Consider the following 21,406-nt stretch of genomic DNA (forward strand, 5'->3'; position numbering starts at 1 on the left):
TTTGTTGCGCAAAGACCGTAAATCCCGGATTTCCCCTTTTCCCGGACGCACTTATCCCGCAGGCTCTGTGATGGGTATGCCGAGCGCGGTGTAGCCGTTCAGCACGGCGGCGCGGATCTGAAGTTCGGCGACCTGGCGATCGAAGTCGCGCGCCATGATGCTCTGCCCCAGTAGCTTCACGCAATGCATCTTCGTCTCGGCGCGGCTCCGGCGGTGGTATCCGCTCCATTTTCGCCAGATGGCGCGGCCGAGGTATCTCGATGCGCGCAGAGCCTCGTTCCGGGCAATGGCGGCTGGGGTTGATGGCTTCCACGGCTTGGCATTCTTGCGCGGCGGTATGACGGCATGGGCGCCGCGGTCGGCGACGGCGTCATGGCACTTGCGCGTATCGTAGGCTCCGTCAGCGGTGATCGATCCGATCTCCACGCCGGCGGGGATCTGGTTGAGCAACTCGGGCAGCATGGGCGCGTCCCCGACGTTGCTTCCGGTGATCTCGATGGCTCGGATCTCCAGCGTSYGTTCRTCGACGCCGATGTGGATCTTGCGCCATAGACGGCGTTTCGCGCCGCCATGCTTGCGGGCGTTCCACTCGCCTTCACCCTCTGCCTTGATGCCGGTGCTGTCGATCAACAGGTTCAGCGGCCCATCTGAGCCGCGGTAGGGAATAGTCACGGACAAGGTCTTCTGGCGCCGGCTCAGTGTGCTGAAGTCGGGCACCGCCCAGTCGAGGCCGACCAGGCGCAGGAGGCTTTCAATGAACCCGGTCGTCTGTCGGAGCGCCATGCCGAAAAGGACTTTCATCGTCAGGCATGYCTGGATCGCGGCGTCGCTATATAACGGCTGCCGGCCTCGCTTGCCGGTCGGCGGCGGCACCCAGACCATGTCCGGATCGAACCAGATCGTCAGGGAACCACGCTGCTTCAGCGCTTCGTTGTAGGCCGGCCAGTTCTTTGTCTTGTAGCTCGGCGGGATCTGTCTGCTCATGCAGGACAGCTACCACGCTGGATTCACGAGATGAATCCCTCACCCAATCTTTGCGCAACAAAGCCGACAGCCGCCATGCCGGCACCCGGCGTGTCGCCCGGTCCACGATCGCGACCGCCGCATCGGAATGCAGGCGATATCCGCGCACCAGGCTTGGTTTGGCCGGTCGACTSKGCMKCMCCCGGAGCAGAGACGGATACTTGCGGTGCTCCGGGTGAGGCACAGTCGTGCGCGGCCGCCGGTGGACGGCCCGCAGACCCATCCGGGCCATCGGCCGCCGGACCGCAGTGGCCCCGGTTGCGCAGGTGCCTCGCCATCCGGCGGCTGCCGTGGAACGGCGTCTCTACGAACTGCGCGTCGATCGGCTTCGTCAGCGCCAGGTTCAGCGGGCTCTCGCCCTTGCCCGGGCGACCGGCTGATGCCGATCAGGGCGCATTGTCGGGGGATCGACAATGCCGGGTGGGGGGCGGCGATCGTCTCAGGCTTCCGGGCCGCGCTCAGCGGCCGGAGGCTTTGGCTGGAAAAATCGCGGTCTCCCCCAAGCTGGCCGATCCTGGCGTGCAGCTTCTCGATCTCGCCCTCCTTCCCGACGGCCTTCGCCTCGGCCTTGCCCGGAAAAATCCCCGACATGCCCGCGAGCGCCTGCCGCTTCGAGGTGTCGATCGGAGCCCGATGCACGCCGCGCTTCGCCACCGGCCCGGCCGCCGTCATCTCACCCCGGATCGACTCGAGCGCCACCTTCGCCTCGACTCGGCACTGTAGTTCCTTCGTTTGCCAGCCATGCTGTTCGTCCTTGCCACCGTTGGCGGCAAGCTTGGCCGGACGACCGGTTGTCGGGGGCCACGTCAAGTTCTGCTATGCAAGCCTGCCTCCGCCGCAAACCTCTACGAGGAAATACTTGTCCGCGCCACGGTGAGCCGCGACGCGGACAGCTGCGCGATATTGCAAGCCGCTACTTGGACAGAACGCCTTCGATCCGCTGTTTCGTGTCGGGGCCGGACTCCGCGACGATCAGGTGGATCTCGGCCAGCTGGCTCAGAGTGAGCTGCTGTACCTCGGCCTGGATCCCGTACTGGTTGAAGACCTCCTCGACGCTCATCTGAAGCTGGCTCTCGGGGGCCTCAGTGCTGGTTTGCGCGAAGGCTGGCGCGCCGAACGCGAAGGTGGAGAGAAGGGCGGCAGAGACGATGCCCAAAGCCGGGCGCTTGATAGTAGTCATTTTCTGGTTTCCTAACTTCAAAGTTTCAGTCTTGATATGAGTGGAATTCCCACTCGTCGAAGTTTTTTCGGCTGGTTGGACCTCCTTTGTTTTCAATGGGACAATCGGCGCGGGGTTCCACTCCGAAAAGCTCTCGCTTTCTGTCAGCCACCGGCCCGGGAGGTCTTTCGTTCCATTCGCAAGGAAGCGAATAGAACCGCTGCCAGAAGTGCAAGTGTGATCAGGGATGCGTATTCGCGCGGAAAGTTCAGCCCTCCCTTCGCGGTCGGCTTGGTCAGGAAATCGCCGACGCTGACGATTACCTTGTCAAGCCTTTCGCGTTCGGGGAGCTGAGCGCCCGCATCGCCGCTCTGGGACGGCGCCCCCAGATGTCCGAAGAACCCACGATCCTGCGGGCACATGATCTGGAAATGAACCTTCTGAGCCGGCGCGTCACGCGCGGCGGTCGGGAACTTGACCTTCTGCCGCGCGAGTTTTCGCTGCTGGAATGTATTCTGCGCCGGAAAGGCAGGGTCCAGACCCGCACCATGCTGCTCGAAGCCGTTTGGGACATTCATTTCGATCCGCAAACCAATGTGGTCGAGACCCACATCAGCCGTCTGCGCGCCAAGATCGACCGGCCGTTCGATCACGAACTCATCCAGACCGTCCGCGGGTCCGGCTACAGGATCTCGGAATGACAGCTGCCGGACTTTTGCGCCCGTGGCGATCCACCCCGCTGCGTCTGACCGGCATCCTCGTCCTCGTATTCATCGCATCGTCGCTCGCCACGTTCACGACAGCCTACTGGGTTGTCCGATCCACCTTCGACGCCGCACTGGAGGACCAGTTGCGCCAGATCGTCGACAGCTACAGGGCCATGGGCACCGCCGACGAGCTTCTTGAGCGTCTCAGGCTTGAGGCATCGGCAACGGATCCGTCCACGACGATCCTCGACTATCTGCCCGACCGCGGCGGGCGAATTTCCAACGTCAATTCGTTTCCGCCGGTCAGCGGTTTCGCGATCGTTTCCGGGGATGCCGTGGGGGGCGAGGATCTTGCCGACAGCTATCTCGCGTTGAGTATCCGCCTAAGCCGGGGTCAGCTGGTCGTCGCCAACACCAGGGAACAGGTCGTGGAAATGGGCGAGATCTTCGCGACGGTCTTTCTTGTCGGCCTTCTCCCGACGCTGGCGATCACCGCCGCGGCGGGTCTGGTCGTTGCGCGCGGCGCGAATCGCAAGATCGACGCGATCAGGGACGCGCTTGCCAGTCTGACGATGGGAAAGCTCGAAGCGCGGGTGGCCCCCATGGAAGGATCCGACGACCTTGCGCAAATCGGCGACGCGGTGAACCGGATGGCCGTCGCGCAGGAGGCTTCCATCGCGTCGTTGCGGCAGGTCACGGCGGACATAGCCCACGACCTCAAGACACCCATCCAGCGGGTTGCGGTGCTGCTTGAGCGGCTATCGAAAGACGAAGGGTCCAAAGCACAGCAGGATGCACTGATCGATCAGGCGCTGGCCGAGACAGACCGCATCGCAAAGACGTTTCAGGCGCTGCTTCAGATCGCCCAGATCGAAGGCGGCGCAGTACAGGACAGGTTTTCGGTTCTCGATCTTGGGGAGGTGGCCACCGGAATCGTCGAACTCTACGCCGCCGCTGCGGAAGAAACCGGGCATGCGCTTTCATTGGACGTCGACCCCGCGGAAAGGTTCGACGTCGAAGGCGATCGCCACCTTCTGGGGCAGGTCATCGCCAATCTCCTTGAGAACGGCCTGCGCCACGTACCGCAAGGCGGCCGGATCGACGTGCGTCTTTCCCGCACTGCAAAATGTATCCTGCTCTCGGTCGCGGACAATGGGCCGGGAATTCCCGAATACGAACGCGACAGCGTACTGCGACGCCTCTATCGCCTCGAACGAAGCAGAACCTCGGACGGAAGCGGGCTGGGCCTGAGTTTGGTGTCCGCCGTCTGCGATCTGCATGGCGCGGCACTGACTTTGAAGGACAATGCACCGGGACTGATCGTGGACGTCGCATTTTCGCCAACGCGCCGCGATTGAGTTGACGCAATCTGTCCTCGCTACCCTGCGTGCCGGGGCACTTCTGCACGGAGCGCCGGTATTAGAGCATGATGAGATTAGCTTGAAGCGTATCCAGTATTGGCGAGGTAGTTCGCGCACTCCTGTGGGCTGAAGCGGTCGAGCAGTGTCCCGATCCTGCGCCACGTTGCCTCCATTGTGCGCTCGGCTGCGTTGCGGAGCATGTGTTTGAGCTTCGAGAAGACCTGTTCAATCGGGTTCAGGTCGGGGCTGTAGGGCGGCAGAAAAAGTAGATGCGCTTTCGCGTTACGGATCGCCTGCCGCACGGCTTGCCCTTTGTGGCTGCCCAGATTGTCCATAACCACCACATCGCCCGGGCGCAGGGTTGGGACGAGCACGTGCGCGACATAAGCCCGGAACGCTTCGCCGTTGACGGGACCGTCCAAAACAAAGGGCGCGTCGATCCGATCATGACGCAGCGCTGCGATAAAGGTCATGGTGCGCCAGTGACCATGCGGGGCCCGCCCGATCAGGCGTTCACCTCTGGGAGCCCAGCCGCGCAGCGGGGCCATGTTGGTCTTGGCCCAGGTTTCATCAATGAACACGAGACGACGGGGGTCGATCCGGCCCTGGTGCCGCTTCCAGCGCACACGGCGGCGGCTCACGTCGGGGCGGTTCTGCTCCTCGGCGAGTTGGGTCTTTTTTTGAACGAGTAGCCCGTGCGGCGCACGAAGGCCCAGACGGTGCGGTAGTCGACCTTGAGCCCGCGCTCGGCCAGTTCCACCACCAGTCCGCGCAGTGTGAACGGCTCCGTTATCCGCTCCAGAAGCCACGCCTCATGCCCGCCTGCAATCTTGCGTGGCGGGTGGCCGCCTGTCCCTGCCGGAGCGCAACTCCCGGTCGCACGCAAACGCTGCGACCACTTCACAACACTGGACGGAGCCACATCCAGGGCCGCTGCGACCTGACGCACGCTCTCGCCCCCCAACAGCCGCGCCATTGCCCTCTCTCGAAGGTCCATTGAAAGTGCTCTACCCACTACTCGCCCTCCATCTTGTGGTCGGCAACAGTGAATCACCAAAATGCAGGCCTGTGAATCCTCTATCGATTCAGGCTGATTTCATCCCGCTCTAGGGGTTTCAGGTCGGGTGACCTGCTCCCCCGAAACCTCCCCACTCTGAGGTTAGTGATCTTGCCCCCGTTTTACCGGACACTCAGGCGGTTGCGGTTTGGGCTGCGATGAACTCGCGTGGTGAGCGCATCTTCAGCCCCGAGTGCGGGTGATTTTCATTGTAGTCCTCGAACCACCCGGCGATCAATCCGAGGACGGTGGTGGCGTTTGGCAGCGGCGTAACGTTCACGTAGTCCCGCTTCAGCGTGTTGACTAAGGCCTCTGATATTCCGTTGCTTTGCGGACTCTTCACCGGGGTGAAGCAGGGTTTCAGGCCGAGCTGCCGGGCAAAGATGCGGGTGTCTTTGGCGATATAGGGCGATCCATTATCGCTGAGCATCTCGACGGAGTGCGGTGCGCGATGGCCGCCGAACCGCGCCTCCACCGCCGCCAGCATCATGTCGCGCACGTCCGACCCGCTGATGCCCATGTTCGCGACGGCGCACCAAGAGGTGATCTCGCGATCGTGGGCGTCGATGATGAACGCACCGCGGACGATGTCATCATTCCAACAAGTGAACTCAAACCCGTCCGAGCACCATCTGAGGTTCGAGCGCAAGGTCACGACCTTGCCGTTGTGGGTGCGGTCAGGCCGCTCGGTGTAGGGCCGCGCCGAAAGCAGATTCTGGGCCTGCATAATGCGGTAAACGCGCTTGTGGTTGACGGGTTCTGCGCCTGTAGCGCGCAACTGCCGGTTCAAAATGGCCGTGATGCGGCGATATCCGTAGGTCGGCCTTGCCGCCACCAGCGCGGTGATCAGCGGCACCACCGCCGCATCTTGCGCTTTGTGATAGCGCCGACGCGGCTTTGCGCTTCCTGTCAGACGCTCATGCAGGTTCGACCGGGAGACGCCCAGGGTTGCGGCCAGGGCGCTCATCGGGAACCGTCCTTCGGCTGCGACTGCGCAAGCCACGTCAGTTTTTTTGAGCGCGATTCATCCAGCGCCTCCTTGAGGATCTCGACTTTTAGCSTCTTGCGCCGAGCTGGCGCTCCAGTTCGCGGATGCGATCCTCCATCTGGCGGACGGCGCGATTGCTCGTGACGTCATCGTCCCCGGATACGGCCACAGCTCCCCCTTCCAGCATCAAACGCCGCCAACGATACAGCAGGTCCGGCGCCACGCCATTGCGGCGCGCCACGACTGAGATACTGGCGGTCTCGTCCAGCGTCTCCTCGACGATCCGCAGCTTCTCGGAAGACGACCGGCGCCGCCTGCGGCCGACATCGGTGATGATCTCAAAGTCAGACATAAGCACGTGCTAAGGGCTTTCCCTAAGCCTCCATGGCTATGCCCGAGTGTCCGGTCGAAACGGGGGCCAGCCCAAGCATTTCCTCCACGCCAAAGCACTTCGCCGTCGACGGGAGAAATGCCTTTGACTTCTCGTGGCTAGAGCATGATGAGATTAGCTTGAAGCGTATCCAGTATTGGCGAGGTAGTTCGCGCACTCCTGTGGGCTGAAGCGGTCGAGCAGTGTCCCGATCCTGCGCCACGTTGCCTCCATTGTGCGCTCGGCTGCGTTGCGGAGCATGTGTTTGAGCTTCGAGAAGACCTGTTCAATCGGGTTCAGGTCGGGGCTGTAGGGCGGCAGAAAAAGTAGATGCGCTTTCGCGTTACGGATCGCCTGCCGCACGGCTTGCCCTTTGTGGCTGCCCAGATTGTCCATAACCACCACATCGCCCGGGCGCAGGGTTGGGACGAGCACGTGCGCGACATAAGCCCGGAACGCTTCGCCGTTGACGGGACCGTCCAAAACAAAGGGCGCGTCGATCCGATCATGACGCAGCGCTGCGATAAAGGTCATGGTGCGCCAGTGACCATGCGGGGCCCGCCCGATCAGGCGTTCACCTCTGGGAGCCCAGCCGCGCAGCGGGGCCATGTTGGTCTTGGCCCAGGTTTCATCAATGAACACGAGACGACGGGGGTCGATCCGGCCCTGGTGCCGCTTCCAGCGCACACGGCGGCGGCTCACGTCGGGGCGGTTCTGCTCCTCGGCGAGTTGGGTCTTTTTTTGAACGAGTAGCCCGTGCGGCGCACGAAGGCCCAGACGGTGCGGTAGTCGACCTTGAGCCCGCGCTCGGCCAGTTCCACCACCAGTCCGCGCAGTGTGAACGGCTCCGTTATCCGCTCCAGAAGCCACGCCTCATGCCCGCCTGCAATCTTGCGTGGCGGGTGGCCGCCTGTCCCTGCCGGAGCGCAACTCCCGGTCGCACGCAAACGCTGCGACCACTTCACAACACTGGACGGAGCCACATCCAGGGCCGCTGCGACCTGACGCACGCTCTCGCCCCCCAACAGCCGCGCCATTGCCCTCTCTCGAAGGTCCATTGAAAGTGCTCTACCCACTACTCGCCCTCCATCTTGTGGTCGGCAACAGTGAATCACCAAAATGCAGGCCTGTGAATCCTCTATCGATTCAGGCTGATTTCATCCCGCTCTAGCTTGACGATCTTGTCGTCGCCTCTCTGATTTCGTTCAAAATTCGTCACCCCACCTGCGGAAACATCCATTCTTTCCTCTGCCGCGACAAACGCGGGCTGGCAGGCCGCTGATCTTCTTTGTCTTTCTGTCGGACTTACGAAAAATCAGATGAAAACCGCTCATCTCCGCCGTTCGCCCGCCTTTCGGCGAGTCGAATTTCGCAGGGTTCGAAACGGCGTCCGGTCCGCGGTGTTGTCGGACCGGACATGACGGTTGCGTGCTTCCGGATCTTGCACGCGCCACGGAGCCAAGCGGGCGCGGGAAAACTGTCGATGCCACCTGACCAGTCGTCTGGTCGCGCACAGAGTCTGCGTCACTTCCGATGTAGTCGAGGACCGCGCCGGACCGGCGGCGGCGCCATCAGCTTTTCCATATCTGTCAGATCCCGCTTGATTGTATGGCCGCTTTTTGAAGAGCCTTGGCTTTTGGCGATGCCAGTCCTTGAGGGCGTCGATAGGCGTTCTGCCCTTCAGGACGGATTGCGGGAGCTGGCCGTTGTAGAGGCGGACATAGCGCAGGATCGTCTGCTCAAGGTCCTCGCCTGATCGGAAGCGATGACTCTGCAGGACGTCCTCGATCCGCCCGTTGAAGCGCTCCACCATGCCGTTGGTTTGCGGCCGCATCGGTGGTGCGAGGCGATGCTCGATCCCGAGGTCGGCACAGAGGCGGTCGAACTCGTGGTTGCCCGTGGCCGCGCGCTTGCGCAGGCCGAACAGCCGGTCGGTGAACTCCTTGCCGTTGTCGGTGAGAACACGTGTGATCTTCATCGGCGCGGCGCGCTCCAGGTCACGCAGGAAGCGGCGCGCGTTGGCGGCCGTCTTCGCTGGGTAGATGCGGACGAAGACCCATCGGGTCGCACGGTCAATCGCCACGAAGAGGTAGCGTCGCCGCTGCTCGTCCGGCATCTGCGGCAGGTATTTCACGTCGACATGCAGATAGCCGGGCTCATAGGCCCTGAAAGGCTTGTGCGCAGGCTTCGGCGCCTTTGGTGTGAGGTCGCGGAGCTTGCTCACCCCATGTCGCCGCAAACAGCGATCCAGCCCGGAGCGCGAGACGTTCGGGTTCAGGAACTCGCGAACGACGGACAGCAGGTCGTCGAGCGGCAACAGCAGAGCCTTCCGCAACGCTACGGCAACCGCCTCCTGGGCAGGGGTCAGCGTCGTCTGCAGCCTGTGCGCGGTGTGGCTGTGGTCGTGAACGCCATCCCGCTTGCGCCACTTCCAGACCGTCTGTTCGGAGATGCTGTAGCGCTCCGCAACCATCCACGCCGGCTCATCGCTCGCCTGCATCGCAGCTCTGATCCTGGGTGTCGTCGTCGCCTGCTTGTGAAGAGAGATCAGCATGATCGTCCCCCATCCCGAACCTCACGCAGAAACGACCTTGCCATGAAGAGCGCAGACCGGCGAGAGTCTATGTGATCGTCCGGGACTGAACACATATCGACCACCCCAAGCGAATAGGCCGCGCCATAGGCGCGGACGGCTGCCCGCTCATGTGGTCGCGCTCTGTCCCGCCTCTTCGGCCTTGCGCTTGATCTGCGCGCCCAAGGTCTGGAACTGGTCGGGATCGGAGGCGCGTTCGACGATCCGGTAGGCCGCGTTTACCCCGCAGAACAGTGCAAAGCACAATAGTCCGACGCAGAGCAAACCGACAAGGAACACGCCGTAGGGCTGTCCCGACAGCCATGAGAACACCCCGCCCAGACCGCCGGCGCTGTCCGGGGAATACTTCCAAGCCGCATAGGCGATGAACACGCCGATCACCGTCACGACGAAGCCCTGGCTTGCCACGCCGGCGCGCAGAAGCGCGTCCCAGTTGCGGGTGAAATGGTTGCCCATCAGCTTTTCGCGATAGTCGCGCTTGTAGGCTTTCTTGACGTAGTAGAGTCCCGCCGCGACGGTCACGAGACCCGCAGCCCCCAGCATGATGCGGCCGCCCGGCAGCCCCAGAACCCATCCGGCAGCCTTTGAGATCGAGCTTTCGCCGCCTCCGCCCTTCGCCGTGAACGCGATGAGAAGGGCACCGATACCGATGGCCAGATGGATCAGGCCGGTGACGCACATGCCCAACCGGGCCACGATTCCCTCACCGTCGCTGCCGTAGCATTCCAGATCCCAGATTGCGTCGATCAGCCGCCAGACGGCGTAGCACGCCATGCCGACGAAGATCGCGACCAGGATCACCGTGCCCCAGGCGGCGCTCTCCAGCGCCGCGAAGGCCGAGGATGTGCCCTCTGCCTCTCCACCGCGAAACAGCGACCAGCCCGAAATCCCGGCCACCACGACGTAGACCAGCGCGCGGCCGGCATAGCCTGTCCGCATCACCGGAATTGCCCAGTCAAAATTCCCGTTGTTCTCGGCCATTGCTGCCCCCCCCCACTGTTGTCCGGAAACTAAGCGCGCCAAAGCCCGCTTCGTTCCCCCGATGTCCGGCCTATTCGGCGGCGAGGGTGATCACCGGCTCCATAGCCTCCAGCGTCTCGCGCGTCAGGTGGCACTTGATCTGGTGCCGGCCCTCCGGTCCGAAGCGCACCATCTCAGGCACTTTGGTTTCGCACAGATCGCCTGGAACCTGCGATTTCCAGTGGCAGCGAGTCTGGAACGGACAGCCCGGCGGCGGGTCCATCGCCGATGGCACGTCGCCCTCCAGCACGATGCTCTTCTTCGTCACGCGGGTGTCGGCGATGGGCACGGCGGACAGCAGCGCCTCCGTATACGGATGGTACGGGGGCGAGAACACGTCCGACGTATCGCCGATCTCTACCACATGGCCCAGATACATGACCAGCACCCGGTCACTCAGGTAGCGCACGATGGACAGATCGTGGGAGATGAACAGCAATGTCGTCTTCTGGGTGCGCTGGATCTCCATCAGCAGATCGGCCACTGCCGCCTGTACGCTGACGTCCAGCGCCGAGACCGGCTCATCGGCGACCACGATCCGTGCGCCGCCCGCGAAGGCGCGGGCGATGCCGACGCGCTGCTTCTGCCCGCCCGACAGTTGCCGCGGCATCCGGTCCGCGAATTCCCGCGGCAGCTTGACCAGATCCAGAAGGTCGAGCATCCGCTCACGCCGCGCGGCTTCCGAGCCGCCGACCTTGAAGATTTCCAGAGCGCGCATGATCTGGCGGCCGATCGTCATCGACGGGTTCAACGTGTCGAACGGGTTCTGGAACACCATCTGCACATCGGCGATGGTGGCGGTCTCGCGCCTCTGGATCGGCGTGTCGCCGATGGGGCGGTTGTCCAGGATCACCTCTCCGCCGGTCGCGGTCTCCAGACCCAGAAGCACCTTTGCAAAGGTGGACTTGCCACAGCCGGATTCGCCGACGATGGCCAGGGTCTCTGCCTCGCGCGCGTCGAAGGTGAGGCTCTCGTTGGCCTTGACCACCCGCGTCTCGCCGCCCCTGAACAGGGCCGATGCGCCGACCTCGTAGTGTTTCTGCAGGTCCTCTACCCGCAGGATGACCTCTCCGGGGTCGGTCCTGGTGGCATCTACGCCGCCCAGGGCCATCCGGCTCCAGTCGATGTCATCGAACCGCAGACAGCGCGAGCGGTGGCGGTCGTCGCCCGCGACGGGTCGCATCGGGATGGCGCGGGCATCGCAGCGGCCGGCTTCGAAATAGTCGCATCGGGGGCCGAAATTGCAGCCTGGCGGACGCTCATGGGGCAAGGGGAAGTTGCCGGGGATGGCAACCAGCGGCTTGGCATGCTTATCGGCCCCCGGCAGCGGGATCGAGCGGAACAGGGCCTGCGTATAGGGGTGGCGCATCCTGTCGAACACGTCGCCGATATCTCCGGTCTCCACCGCCTCGCCGGAATACATCACGCAGATCCGGTCGCAGGTCTCCAGCACGAGCCCCAGATTGTGGCTGATGAACAGCATCGACGTGCCGTATTTCCGCCCGAGATCCTTCACCAGATCGACCACGGCGGCCTCTACCGTGACGTCGAGCGCGGTTGTCGGCTCGTCCAGGATCAGCAGCGACGGGTTCGCCATCAGCGCCATGGCGATGACGATGCGCTGCTGCTGTCCACCCGACAGCTGGTGCGGATAGGCGCGCAGGATCCGCTCTGGGTCGGGCAGCTGGACGTCGGCCAGAACCTCCAGTGCCCGGGTCCGCGCCTCCGACTCGGCGATCCCCTCATGGATGACCGGCACTTCCGTCAACTGCTTGCCGACGCGCATGGCCGGGTTCAGCGACGCCATGGGCTCCTGGTAGATCATCGCGATGTCGCGGCCGCGCAGGTCGCGAAGCGCGCGGTCGTTCAGATCCGCCATGTCGCGGCCCTTGAACCGAATCCGGCCGCCGGTGATCCGTCCCGAACGGCCGAGATCGCGCATCACCCCCAGTGCCACCGTGGACTTGCCGCATCCGGATTCGCCCACAAGGCCCATCGCCTCTCCCGGCAGCACGCGGCACGAGAAATCCATCACGGCCGGTATCTCCCGGTCGCGGGTGAAAAACGAGATCGACAGATCCTCGATCTCCAGAATGGGGGGCTCTTGGTCGGTCATGGGGGTTCCGGCGCCGCGCGCCTTTCATCGTTCCGTAAATTTCCCGCAGGTCTGCCTGAGCCTGCCTTCGGCAGGACGGGCAGTGCCCCGCCGGGTCGATCAGTCGCGCAGGCTTTCCTCTCTCAACCCGTCCGCCAGCAGGTTCAATCCGAGCACCAGGCTCAACAGCGCCAGAGCGGGGGCCAGCGCCGGATGCGGATAGATCGCCAGCAGCTTGCGCCCGTCGTTGATGGTCGATCCCCAGTCCGGGCTTTCGGGCGGCAGACCCAGCCCGAAGAAACCCAGCGTGCCCAGAAGGATCGTGGTATAGCCGACGCGCAGGCAGAAATCCACGATCAGCGGGCCGCGCGCGTTGGGCAGGATCTCCCACAGCATGATGTACCATGGCCCCTCTCCGCGGGTCTGGGCCGCGGCCACGTAATCGCGGGTCTTGATGTCGAGCGCGATGCCGCGAACGATGCGGAACACCGTGGGCGCGTTCACGAAGACGACCGATACGAACACCACCAGGATCCCCCCCGGCACATCGAAAAGGTCGAGCCAGTCCGGAAGGATGTGGACCGCTCCTAATCGTTCGGAGACCAGCGACAGGTAGAGCCACCCCGACGCGCCGATCACCGCCGCCAGCAGACCCAGACGCAGGGCCGGCCGGGTGTGGTAGCGCGCGTTCAGAAGGATCGTGAGGAACAGGATGGGAAACAGGAACATCACCGCGGCCATGTAGGTGGGGATGCCGGTGGCCACGATCTCCGGCGTGACCAGCAGGTAGAAGAGCAAGATCACCGGAAAGGCCAGGATGAGATTCGCCAGAAACGTCAGCACCGTATCCAGGCGGCCGCCGAAATAGGCCGCCGGAAGCCCCAGGGTGATCCCGACCATGAACGCGAAGGCGGTGGCCAGGGGGGCGATCTGCACGACGGTCCAAGATCCGGCGATCATGCGGCTGAACACGTCCCGGCCCAGATTGTCGCCGCCCAGCAGATACACAGGGTAGGCGCCTTCGGCCGTCTCGCCAATCATGCGGGTGTAGGGCGTGCCGGGAACCTCGTTCTTCATGGCGCCGGACTGGCCCAGGGGATTGTGGGTCACGATAAGGTCGAAAGTGCCGAAAACCGCGGCGAAGACCCAGAAGAGAACCAGCACCAGGCCGGCGGTGCCGATGACGGAGTCGAAGAGCTTGCCGTAGAGTCCCAGCCGCCCGCGCAGAAGGTAGGATCCGGCAAGGGTGATCCCCAGCGCGATCCAGACCGGAATCAGCCGCCGGAAGATCCCACCGATGAGTCCGGCTTCCAACCCCAGCGCCGCACCGCCCAGAACGAAAATCAACACGACGCCGGCCACGGCCGACAGCGCCAGGAACGCCGCTTGCTCCAGCCATTCGAGAGGGCCGCGCGACGCCGTGAGAGTGCCGTCGGCATTGGCCTGCCCCTCTGCCGGGGCCAGCACGAAACCGGCGGCGAAGCGCAGGGCGGCAAGGGCGGCCGCGGCCGCCGCCGCGATCCACAGGGCCGTGACCAGAGGCGCAAGAATACCGGTCCAGCTCAGCGGCTCCATCGCGCGGCCTCCGAGGTGGAGCGCAAATTTTCGGATCGAAAATTTGGGACGGGGGCAGGGGTCATGTGACGGAGATCCGGGGATTGAGACGCACATAGCCCACGTCGGAGATCAGCTGCGTCAGCAGCACGACGACGACGGAGACGACCGACACGCCAAGCAGAAGCTCGATGTCGTTGTTGCTTGCGGCTTGCACCAGGGTCCAGCCAAAGCCCTTGTAGTTGAACAGTGTCTCGACGATCACCACGCCGTTGAGCAGCCAGGGGATCTGCAGCATGATGACCGTGAAGGGCGCGATGAGCGCATTTCTCAGCGCGTGCTTCAGGACCACGTTGCGAAATCGCACTCCCTTCAGCCGGGCGGTGCGAATGTATTGTTCCTGCATGACTTCGGCCATGGAGGCGCGGGTCATTCGCGCGATATATCCCATGCCGAACAGCGCGATGGTCACCACCGGCAGCAGAAAGTTTTCCAGCGTGGCGTTCTCCATCGCCGAAGTCGCGGTGCCCTTGAACCATCGCAGCCCCACGGCGGAGGAGGCGAAGACGGTGATGAGGATCACGCCAGATACGTATTCGGGCGTCGCCGTCGACAGGATCGACACCGACGACAGCGCCCTGTCGGTGCGCGACCCCTCGCGCATCCCCGCCAGCACGCCGATCGTCAGCGCCGCGGGCACCATCAACACCATCACCCAGAACATGAGCTTTCCGGTCAGCGCCAGCCGGGTGGCGATGATCGCGCCCACGGGCTCGCGGAACACTGTGGAGGTGCCCCAGTCGCCCTGCAGCACGCCGCAGCGGGCGGGCGCGTCGGGCGGCCGCGCGTCGGCCTGCCCGAAGCAGCGGCCGCGCACCGTTCCGTCCGGTTGCTCTATCACGTAGCCCGGCAGCACGCCCAGCCATTCGCCGTATTTCACCGGCAGCGACCGGCCGTAGCCGCGGTTGGCCAGCCAGGAGTCGACCTCCGGGTCGCTCATCCTGGTGTTGCCCTGGGTCTTGGCGACCTTTTCCAGGTTCGGCGCCAGGTTGGTCAGCGCGAACACCACGAAGGTCAGGCAAAGCGCCGTGGCCAGCATCACCGCGAAGCGGCGCAGAAGGAACATGCCCATGGATCGGACCCTCAGAGGACGGGGCGGCTTTCCGCCCCGTCATGCGCCGTCACGACGCGAAACCCAGCTTGTAGGGATGGATCTCGAAGGCCGGGTGCATCTCCGCGCCCAGAAGGTTCGGGACCGAGTGGCGGAATGTCGAGCGCCAGTAGGGCTGGATGATGACCCCGTCCTGCAGCATCAGCTTTTCGATCTTCGCCATGACCTCGGATCGGGTGTCGGCATCGGCGATCCCGTTGGCCTGCGTTAGCAGATCGTCGAACTCGTCGGACGCATAGCCGGATTCGTTCCAGGGCACGCCAGAGCGATAGGCCAGCCCCAGCACCTGCACGCCGAGTGGCCTGCCGTTCCACTCGGTGGCGGAGAACGGGAATTTCAGCCAGTCGTTCCAGTAGGTCGATCCGGGCAGGATCTGCCGTTCGACATTGATCCCGGCATCGCGCAGCTGGGCCGCGACCGCGTCGCAAGTGTCGCGCTGGTAGCCGTCGTCAAGCGAGACAAGCGTGTGGGTGTAGTCGCCCATTCCCGCCTCTTCGAGGATCGTGCGGGCCTGGTCCGGATCGTAGGGCAACCTGTCGACCGGGGCGTATTCGGGATGGATCGGAGAGACGTGGTGGTTCTCGGCCACGGTGCCCAGGCCGGAATAGCCCAGTTCCAGCAACACCGAATTGTCCACCGCCATGGCCAGAGCGCGGCGTACGGCGGCCTCGCCATAGGGGGTCCGGCCATCCACCTCGGCCTTCTGGTTGGTGCGGATCACCAGGGTGTTCGAGGTGATCGCCTCGGACTTCTGCAGATCCAGGCTGTCCATGATCTCGATGAATTCGCCGACGCTTTCGTAGAGCATGTCCACTTCGCCCGCCTCTATGGCAGAGAGCGAGGCGGCCGGGTCGGTGCCGTAGTCGATGTATTCGATCCGGTCCAGATAGGGGCCGCCGTAGACGTCCGTCCCCCACCAGGGCGTCTCGGACCGCTCGACCACGCCGCGGATGCCGACCTCATAGGAGACGGGGCGGTAGGGGCCGGTGCCGATCGGATCCTCCATGATGTCCCCGCCGCCGTACGAACGGTGGGTGATCGCCGCAGGGTAGTCCGAAAGCGAGGCGATCAGCGTGATGTCGGGCGTGGGCAGCACGACGCGGACGGTCAGGTCGTCCTCTGCCGTCACCGCGCCTTCGCGAAGCGCGCTGGTGTCGGGATCCACCAGATTTCCCATCCGGGTCGCCATCGAATTGCCCTCGACCGACGCATCGGACCAGCGGCGGAAGTTGTGCACCACATCCTCGGCCGTGAAGGCGTCGCCATTCGACCAGGTCACGTTCGGACGCAGGCGAAAGACGAACTCGGTAGCGTCGTCATTGACCTCCCAGCTTTCCGCCAGCATCCCGCGGAACGTGCCGTCGCGGTTGTATTCGATGAGGTATTCGAGCCAGGTCCGTCCGAAATTGCCGATCTCTGTCCAGTCCCAGAGGCGCGGATCCTTGAGCGCGATGATCTCCTGCTGGATGCGCAGCGTACCGCCCTGTTCGGGCGTCGCGCCCTGAGCGAGCGCCGGGCGGGCCGCACCGATCAGCCCGTAGGCCGCGGTGGCGGTGACGCCCAGCGCCGTGGCGCGTGTGAGGAACTCCCGACGGGAAATCCGTCCGGCGCGGAACTCGTCGGCATGCATTCGGGCGGCCGGATGGATCCGGTCGGGTGAGCCTGTCATGAATGTCTCCCTTGTCGTCGTTCTGAAACGCGCGACACGCCCATCGGCCCGTCGCGAAAGATCGTTTCGTTTTCGTTGGCGATTACGCCCGATTGCGTCTCGAAGGTCAACCGCTGCCCGACAGCTGCGGCGATCCGCACAAATCCGGGGAGCCTGCGGAGGCGATACGAGGGGTCTGCATACCACGGACCTGCGGAGACGGAAAGACAGGGGCCGCGCGCCGGTGTTTGGTGCCGCAGGTCGTCGGCAGGACGGCTCTGACACCGCCCTCGCGCGGTGTCCGCATCGCTTGCCGGGGCACAGGCCGCACCGCCTGGGCTCGGGCGTCGCGCAGCCGCAGACGCAACGGCGGGTCGATCGCGATCGGGTCCGCCCCAGGCGGCCAGAGGCAGGCTGTTGCCCGCCCCGCCGGTCACGGTTCCGTCGCGTGCCAGGTACCCATGCGGGCGCGAAACCATGTGCGCTGGCGTTTGGCGTATTGCCGGGTGGCGACAATGGCGCGGGCGCGGGCCTCTTCCAGCGTCAGTTCGCCGCGCAGATGTGCCGCCAGTTCCGGCGCGCCGATGGCCCGGTCGCCGGGGCGGGCCGGATCGAAGCCGGGCAGGTTGGCGGCGACTTCGCCGAGCGCGCCGGACTCCAGCATCGCGTCGAAACGCGCCGAGATCCGATGCACGAGCGCGTCGCGCGGTGCCTCTACCAGCAAAGGCAGGCTCCGCGACAGCGGCAGGAGGGGCGGCCCGGTGTCCGCCTGCCAGGCGGCAAGGCCCCGGCCCGTCGCGCGCAGCACCTCCCAGGCGCGCTGGACGCGGGCGCGGTTGCGGATGTCGATCCGGGCGGCCGTGGCGCTGTCCAGTCCCGCCAGAAGCACCGCCCGATCCAGCGTGTCCGCTTCGGCGCGGATCGCGGCTGGCGTGGGCGGGATGTCGGCCAGCCCCTCGGTCAGCGCGGTCAGATAGAGGCCGGTGCCGCCGGTGACGATGGGCCGCGCATCGCCCATCAGCGCCGCGACCTCCCTTAGCCAGTGGCCGACCGAATAATCCTGATCGCGGGCCACATGGCCATAAAGCAGATGCGGTACGCGGGCGGTATCGGCCGCGGAGGGCCGGGCGGTCAGGATGCGCCAGTGGCCGTAGACCTGCAGCGCGTCAGCATTGACGACGACGCCGCCGTGGCGCTCGGCGATGGCCATGGCCAGGGCGGACTTTCCACTGGCCGTCGGTCCCGCCACCAGCACCGGAAGGTCGGGGTCGCGGGCCATCTCGATCGCTTCCGCTGCCTGCACTTTGGCCGCTTCTCCATGTTGTGCCCGACCGGCTTTTCCGACATTTTGACGGCCGACGCAAAGCAGGGGCGGTGGCATGGGCAACACGGACGCGACACGGGTCTACGACAGGGTGCTGCTCAAGATCTCCGGCGAGGCGCTGATGGGCGATCAGGGCTACGGGCTGCACCCCCCGACGGTGTCTCGCATCGCCAACGAGGTGAAGTCGGTCCACGATCTCGGCGTCGAGATCTGCATGGTGATCGGCGGCGGCAACATCTTCCGCGGGCTTCAGGGGTCTGCCCAGGGGATGGAGCGGACCACGGCCGACTACATGGGGATGCTGGCCACGGTGATGAACGCGCTGGCGATGCAGTCCGCGCTTGAGGCATTGGACATCCATACCCGGGTGATCTCGGCCATCACCATGAACGAGGTCGCCGAGCCCTACATCCGCCGCCGCGCCGTGCGGCACCTGGAAAAGGGCCGCGTGTGCATCTTCGCGGCCGGGACGGGCAACCCGTATTTCACCACCGACACCGCCGCGACCCTGCGCGCCAACGAGATGGCCTGCCAGGCGATCTTCAAGGGCACCAAGGTGGACGGGGTCTACGACAGCGATCCAGTCGAGAACCCGGACGCCGCGCGCTACGACCGCGTGACCTATGACGAGGTGCTGCAAAAGCACCTCAACGTGATGGATGCGTCGGCCATCGCCCTGGCGCGGGACAACCGCCTGCCGATCATCGTGTTCTCGCTGGACGAGCCGGGCGGATTCCGCGGCATCCTGGCCGGTGAGGGGACCTTCACAATCGTGTCCGACGATCCGGGCTGAGCGCGCCGCGGCGGGCAGAGGGGCAGGGGAACGCTCGCTCTGGAATTCGCGGCGCGGCTCAGGCATATCTCTGCGCGACGCAATTTACCTGTAGCGGGCACGGACATGGCAGATGACCACGATATCGATACCGACGATCTCCAGCGCCGGATGGACGGGGCGATGGCGGCGCTCCGGCAGGAATTCGCCTCGCTCCGGACGGGACGGGCTTCTGCCTCGATGGTAGAGCCGGTGATGGTCGACGCCTATGGCCAGCCGACGCCGATCAATCAGGTGGGCACAGTGAACGTGCCGGAGCCGCGGATGGTGACCATCACGATCTGGGACAAGTCGCTGGTGGGAAAGGCCGAAAAGGCGATCCGCGACTCCGGTCTGGGGATCAATCCGGTGATCGACGGCACCACCATCCGCCTGCCGATCCCCGAGCTGAACGAGGAACGCCGCACCCAGCTCGCCAAGGTCGCCGGCACCTATGCCGAGAACGCCCGCGTTGCGATCCGCAACGTGCGTCGCGACGGCATGGACCAGCTGAAAAAGGCGAAATCCGCCGGCATGGGTGAGGACGATCAAAAGCTGTGGCAGGCCGAGATCCAGGAAATGACCGATACTGCGATCAAGAAGGTGGATGAGACGCTCGAACAGAAGCAGCACGAGATCATGCAGGTATAGGGGGGCCACGACGGCCGCTTGTCACGAAGCGTCCGCAATGCGGCGCGATGTGGCGGACGCGGACCCGCCCTTGGCCGGCTTCCGGCGGGACAATTTGGTGCCGCTCGGAGAATGTCCTTGAGGACCGCGGGGCGCGGGCGATCCGTTGCGGCCGGGATGGGCCGCACCATTTTCAGACTGTTCCCAGCCGCGTCGGAGACAGACGGCAAGCGCTGTCCAGATCCCCCATCGTCGTGCAGCTGATTGCCTGTTTCCGCTGCTAAACAGCACTGGGGCCAATGACGACGCCGATCGCAAGCGCGTCGAGCGCCTTCCGGCGCCGTTTCTCGACGCGCGGAAGAAATGCGCGACGCGATGCGCTGACCGTAGCGGGGGCGCCGGCATTCGGAGACGTCGGCTTGCCAGTTCGGGGAGAACGCCCGACTGCCTACGATTGCGTCCTGAACACCGGACGAAGCGCGGCGTCCGCGCATCCGACATGCAAGAAGAGACGCCCGCCAACGCCAGCAGGCCGGGGACCACCTTCGCCGCAGAACAGGCGGTTGGTTCGCGCGTCCTCGCTGTCAGGCATGTTGCCCTTCTTCAGAAGATCGTGCCTCAGTTCTACGGCCCGCCGTTCCGGATCGTTCGGTAGGGTCGGGTGCACCTTGATGCGCAGCGCCGCCGCCGACGGATCATTCGGCTCCACGTTCGAGCAGTCGTCATCGCAGGGACCGGCTGGTCTGGTCGTGCAGCCTGTTGCAAGTTCCGATCCCGCCGTCGGAGAGGGCGGCCCGTTATCGTTTTTGAGCAGAGCAAGGGCAAGTTCGCCGCGGACCGTTTTCTCCGGTACGACATGGATCGTACCTCGGTCGGCGTCGTCGTGAGGGTACTGTCTGTCATGATCTCTTCCTGGTCCAAAACAGCAACGTGGCCTGCTGCCGGTTTCGTGGACACCGGGTTAGGTTTGCATAGCGCGGTCCTCGAACGCCATGGGGCTGAGATAGCCCAGCTTGGAATGACGTCGTCTCGGATTATAGAAGCGCTCAATGTAGTCGAAGATATCCGCGCGTGCTGCGTTGCGGGTGCGGTAGACCTTCCTGGCCGTCCGCTCGCTCTTCAGCGATGAGAAGAAGCTCTCCATCGCCGAGGTGTCCCAGACATTGCCCGCCCGGCTCATGGAGCAGATGATGCCGTTGTCGAGCAGCAGGCGTTGGAACTGCTCGCTGGTATATTGCGATCCCTGGTTGGAATGGTGGAGCAGAGCGTCGGCCTTGCCGCGCCGCCAAACCGCCATCATCAGGGCATCCATGACCAGCGTGGCGTCCCAGTCCGCCTTCATCGACCAGCCGACGACGCGCCGGGAGAAGAGGTCGAGCACGACCGAGACGTAAAGCCAGCCCTCGGCGGTCCAGATGTAGGTGAAGTCGGCCAGCCATTTCTGGTTCGGCCGGTCGGCTTGGAAGTCGCGGTCGAGGATGTTGCCGGCGATGACCGAGCGTTCGCCATCATCCTTCGGATTCCCGCGCCGCTTTGGTCGCGCTCTCATAGCGTTCTGCCGCATGAGGCGCTCGATCCGGTGCAGCCCGCAGGCCAACCCTTCCTCGAGCACGTCGCGCCAGACCCGACGTGCGCCATAGGTGCGGTCGCTGGCCTTGAAGCTCTTGTCGATCTCCAAGACGAGCTTCGCATCGTAGATCGCCCGGGCGCTGATCGGTCGCTTGAGCCAGGCGTGGAAGCCAGACCGAGAGACGCCCAGCACCGCGCACATCCAGCTGACGGGCCAGATATGCCGGTGCTTCGCAACGAACGCGAACGTCATGTCGCTTCCCGCGCGAAGAAGGCCGCGGCCTTTTTTAGGATGTCACGCTCCGCCCTGAGCTTGGCGACCTCTT

General features: G+C 64.6%; 13 protein-coding genes and 4 pseudogenes. 4 read left to right on the forward strand and 13 right to left on the reverse strand.

From position 1 onward, the window contains the following. Nucleotides 1–51 precede the first annotated feature (51 nt). Nucleotides 52–984 (reverse strand): IS5 family transposase, encoded by a 933-nt coding sequence (locus tag KW83_RS17850; RefSeq protein ID WP_036181761.1) that lies wholly within the window; start codon nucleotides 982–984, stop codon nucleotides 52–54. A gap of 952 nt (nucleotides 985–1,936) precedes the next feature. Then, the gene (locus KW83_RS17855; RefSeq protein WP_036181764.1) at nucleotides 1,937–2,203 is read right to left on the reverse strand and encodes a hypothetical protein; all 267 of its coding nucleotides are present in this window, start codon (nucleotides 2,201–2,203) and stop codon (nucleotides 1,937–1,939) included. Nucleotides 2,204–2,487: 284 nt separating this feature from the next. On the opposite strand from KW83_RS17855, the pseudogene KW83_RS17860 reads away from it, so the two are divergent. Next, nucleotides 2,488–2,883 (forward strand): annotated as a pseudogene (locus KW83_RS17860) (winged helix-turn-helix domain-containing protein); the annotation flags it as partial. Between the two features lie 149 nt (nucleotides 2,884–3,032). Further along, nucleotides 3,033–4,247, forward strand: a complete 1,215-nt coding sequence (locus KW83_RS17865) for a HAMP domain-containing sensor histidine kinase (protein ID WP_161785529.1) — start codon at nucleotides 3,033–3,035, stop codon at nucleotides 4,245–4,247. Nucleotides 4,248–4,324: 77 nt separating this feature from the next. Here KW83_RS17865 and KW83_RS20215 read toward each other — a convergent pair. From KW83_RS20215 to miaA, 10 genes and pseudogenes are all read right to left on the reverse strand, one after another. After that, a protein-coding gene (locus KW83_RS20215; protein WP_161785428.1) for an IS630 family transposase occupies nucleotides 4,325–5,265 on the reverse strand; the annotation gives its coding sequence in 2 pieces (ribosomal slippage) (nucleotides 4,325–4,930 and nucleotides 4,933–5,265; 939 coding nt in all). 175 nt (nucleotides 5,266–5,440) lie between these two features. Continuing rightward, a pseudogene (locus tag KW83_RS17880) lies at nucleotides 5,441–6,647 on the reverse strand (IS3 family transposase). A gap of 153 nt (nucleotides 6,648–6,800) precedes the next feature. Further along, nucleotides 6,801–7,741 (reverse strand): IS630 family transposase gene (locus tag KW83_RS20220; RefSeq protein ID WP_161785428.1). Its coding sequence is split into 2 segments (ribosomal slippage): nucleotides 6,801–7,406 and nucleotides 7,409–7,741, totalling 939 coding nucleotides; the frame shifts between segments, so codons are not numbered across the junction. 512 nt (nucleotides 7,742–8,253) lie between these two features. After that, a pseudogene (locus KW83_RS17900) lies at nucleotides 8,254–9,219 on the reverse strand (IS481 family transposase); the annotation flags it as partial. A 147-nt stretch (nucleotides 9,220–9,366) separates the two neighbouring features. Next, nucleotides 9,367–10,239, reverse strand: coding sequence for a DUF1206 domain-containing protein (locus tag KW83_RS17905; protein WP_036181770.1), 873 nt, complete (start codon nucleotides 10,237–10,239; stop codon nucleotides 9,367–9,369). Between the two features lie 70 nt (nucleotides 10,240–10,309). Next, nucleotides 10,310–12,394, reverse strand: a complete 2,085-nt coding sequence (locus KW83_RS17910) for a dipeptide ABC transporter ATP-binding protein (protein ID WP_036181773.1) — start codon at nucleotides 12,392–12,394, stop codon at nucleotides 10,310–10,312. A gap of 99 nt (nucleotides 12,395–12,493) precedes the next feature. Then, complete coding sequence (locus KW83_RS17915; protein WP_036181776.1) at nucleotides 12,494–13,948, reverse strand: ABC transporter permease; 1,455 nt, start codon at nucleotides 13,946–13,948, stop codon at nucleotides 12,494–12,496. A gap of 61 nt (nucleotides 13,949–14,009) precedes the next feature. After that, nucleotides 14,010–15,059 carry an ABC transporter permease gene (locus tag KW83_RS17920; RefSeq protein WP_036181779.1) on the reverse strand — a complete coding sequence of 350 codons (1,050 nt, stop codon included), beginning with the start codon at nucleotides 15,057–15,059 and terminating at the stop codon, nucleotides 14,010–14,012. A 49-nt stretch (nucleotides 15,060–15,108) separates the two neighbouring features. Next, nucleotides 15,109–16,767: an ABC transporter substrate-binding protein gene (locus tag KW83_RS17925; protein ID WP_036181781.1), complete on the reverse strand. Its 1,659-nt coding sequence runs from the start codon at nucleotides 16,765–16,767 to the stop codon at nucleotides 15,109–15,111. A 412-nt stretch (nucleotides 16,768–17,179) separates the two neighbouring features. Then, entirely contained in the window at nucleotides 17,180–18,025 is an 846-nt protein-coding gene (gene miaA / locus KW83_RS17930; RefSeq protein ID WP_036181809.1) for a tRNA (adenosine(37)-N6)-dimethylallyltransferase MiaA, read from the reverse strand. 100 nt (nucleotides 18,026–18,125) lie between these two features. Here miaA and pyrH point away from each other — a divergent pair, with 100 nt between their 5' ends. Beyond that, the gene (gene pyrH / locus KW83_RS17935) at nucleotides 18,126–18,863 is read left to right on the forward strand and encodes a UMP kinase (protein WP_036181783.1); all 738 of its coding nucleotides are present in this window, start codon (nucleotides 18,126–18,128) and stop codon (nucleotides 18,861–18,863) included. A 105-nt stretch (nucleotides 18,864–18,968) separates the two neighbouring features. Then, complete coding sequence (gene frr, locus KW83_RS17940; protein ID WP_036181786.1) at nucleotides 18,969–19,532, forward strand: ribosome recycling factor; 564 nt, start codon at nucleotides 18,969–18,971, stop codon at nucleotides 19,530–19,532. 940 nt (nucleotides 19,533–20,472) lie between these two features. On the opposite strand, the pseudogene KW83_RS17945 reads toward frr, so the two are convergent. After that, nucleotides 20,473–21,406 (reverse strand): annotated as a pseudogene (locus KW83_RS17945) (IS3 family transposase); the annotation flags it as partial.

It is taken from the genome of Palleronia rufa, from assembly GCF_000743715.1.
Classification (GTDB): Bacteria; Pseudomonadota; Alphaproteobacteria; order Rhodobacterales; family Rhodobacteraceae; genus Palleronia; species Palleronia rufa.

What these genes read in the sequence shown, in the direction of transcription:
- KW83_RS17855 (WP_036181764.1), bottom strand. Translation starts at nt 2,203, where the DNA reads ATGACTACTATCAAGCGCCCGGCTTTGGGCATCGTCTCTGCCGCCCTT.
- KW83_RS17905 (WP_036181770.1), bottom strand. Translation starts at nt 10,239, where the DNA reads ATGGCCGAGAACAACGGGAATTTTGACTGGGCAATTCCGGTGATGCGG.
- KW83_RS17910 (WP_036181773.1), bottom strand. Translation starts at nt 12,394, where the DNA reads ATGACCGACCAAGAGCCCCCCATTCTGGAGATCGAGGATCTGTCGATC.
- KW83_RS17915 (WP_036181776.1), bottom strand. Translation starts at nt 13,948, where the DNA reads ATGGAGCCGCTGAGCTGGACCGGTATTCTTGCGCCTCTGGTCACGGCC.
- KW83_RS17920 (WP_036181779.1), bottom strand. Translation starts at nt 15,059, where the DNA reads ATGGGCATGTTCCTTCTGCGCCGCTTCGCGGTGATGCTGGCCACGGCG.
- KW83_RS17925 (WP_036181781.1), bottom strand. Translation starts at nt 16,767, where the DNA reads ATGACAGGCTCACCCGACCGGATCCATCCGGCCGCCCGAATGCATGCC.
- miaA (WP_036181809.1), bottom strand. Translation starts at nt 18,025, where the DNA reads ATGGCCCGCGACCCCGACCTTCCGGTGCTGGTGGCGGGACCGACGGCC.
- pyrH (WP_036181783.1), top strand. Translation starts at nt 18,126, where the DNA reads ATGGGCAACACGGACGCGACACGGGTCTACGACAGGGTGCTGCTCAAG.
- frr (WP_036181786.1), top strand. Translation starts at nt 18,969, where the DNA reads ATGGCAGATGACCACGATATCGATACCGACGATCTCCAGCGCCGGATG.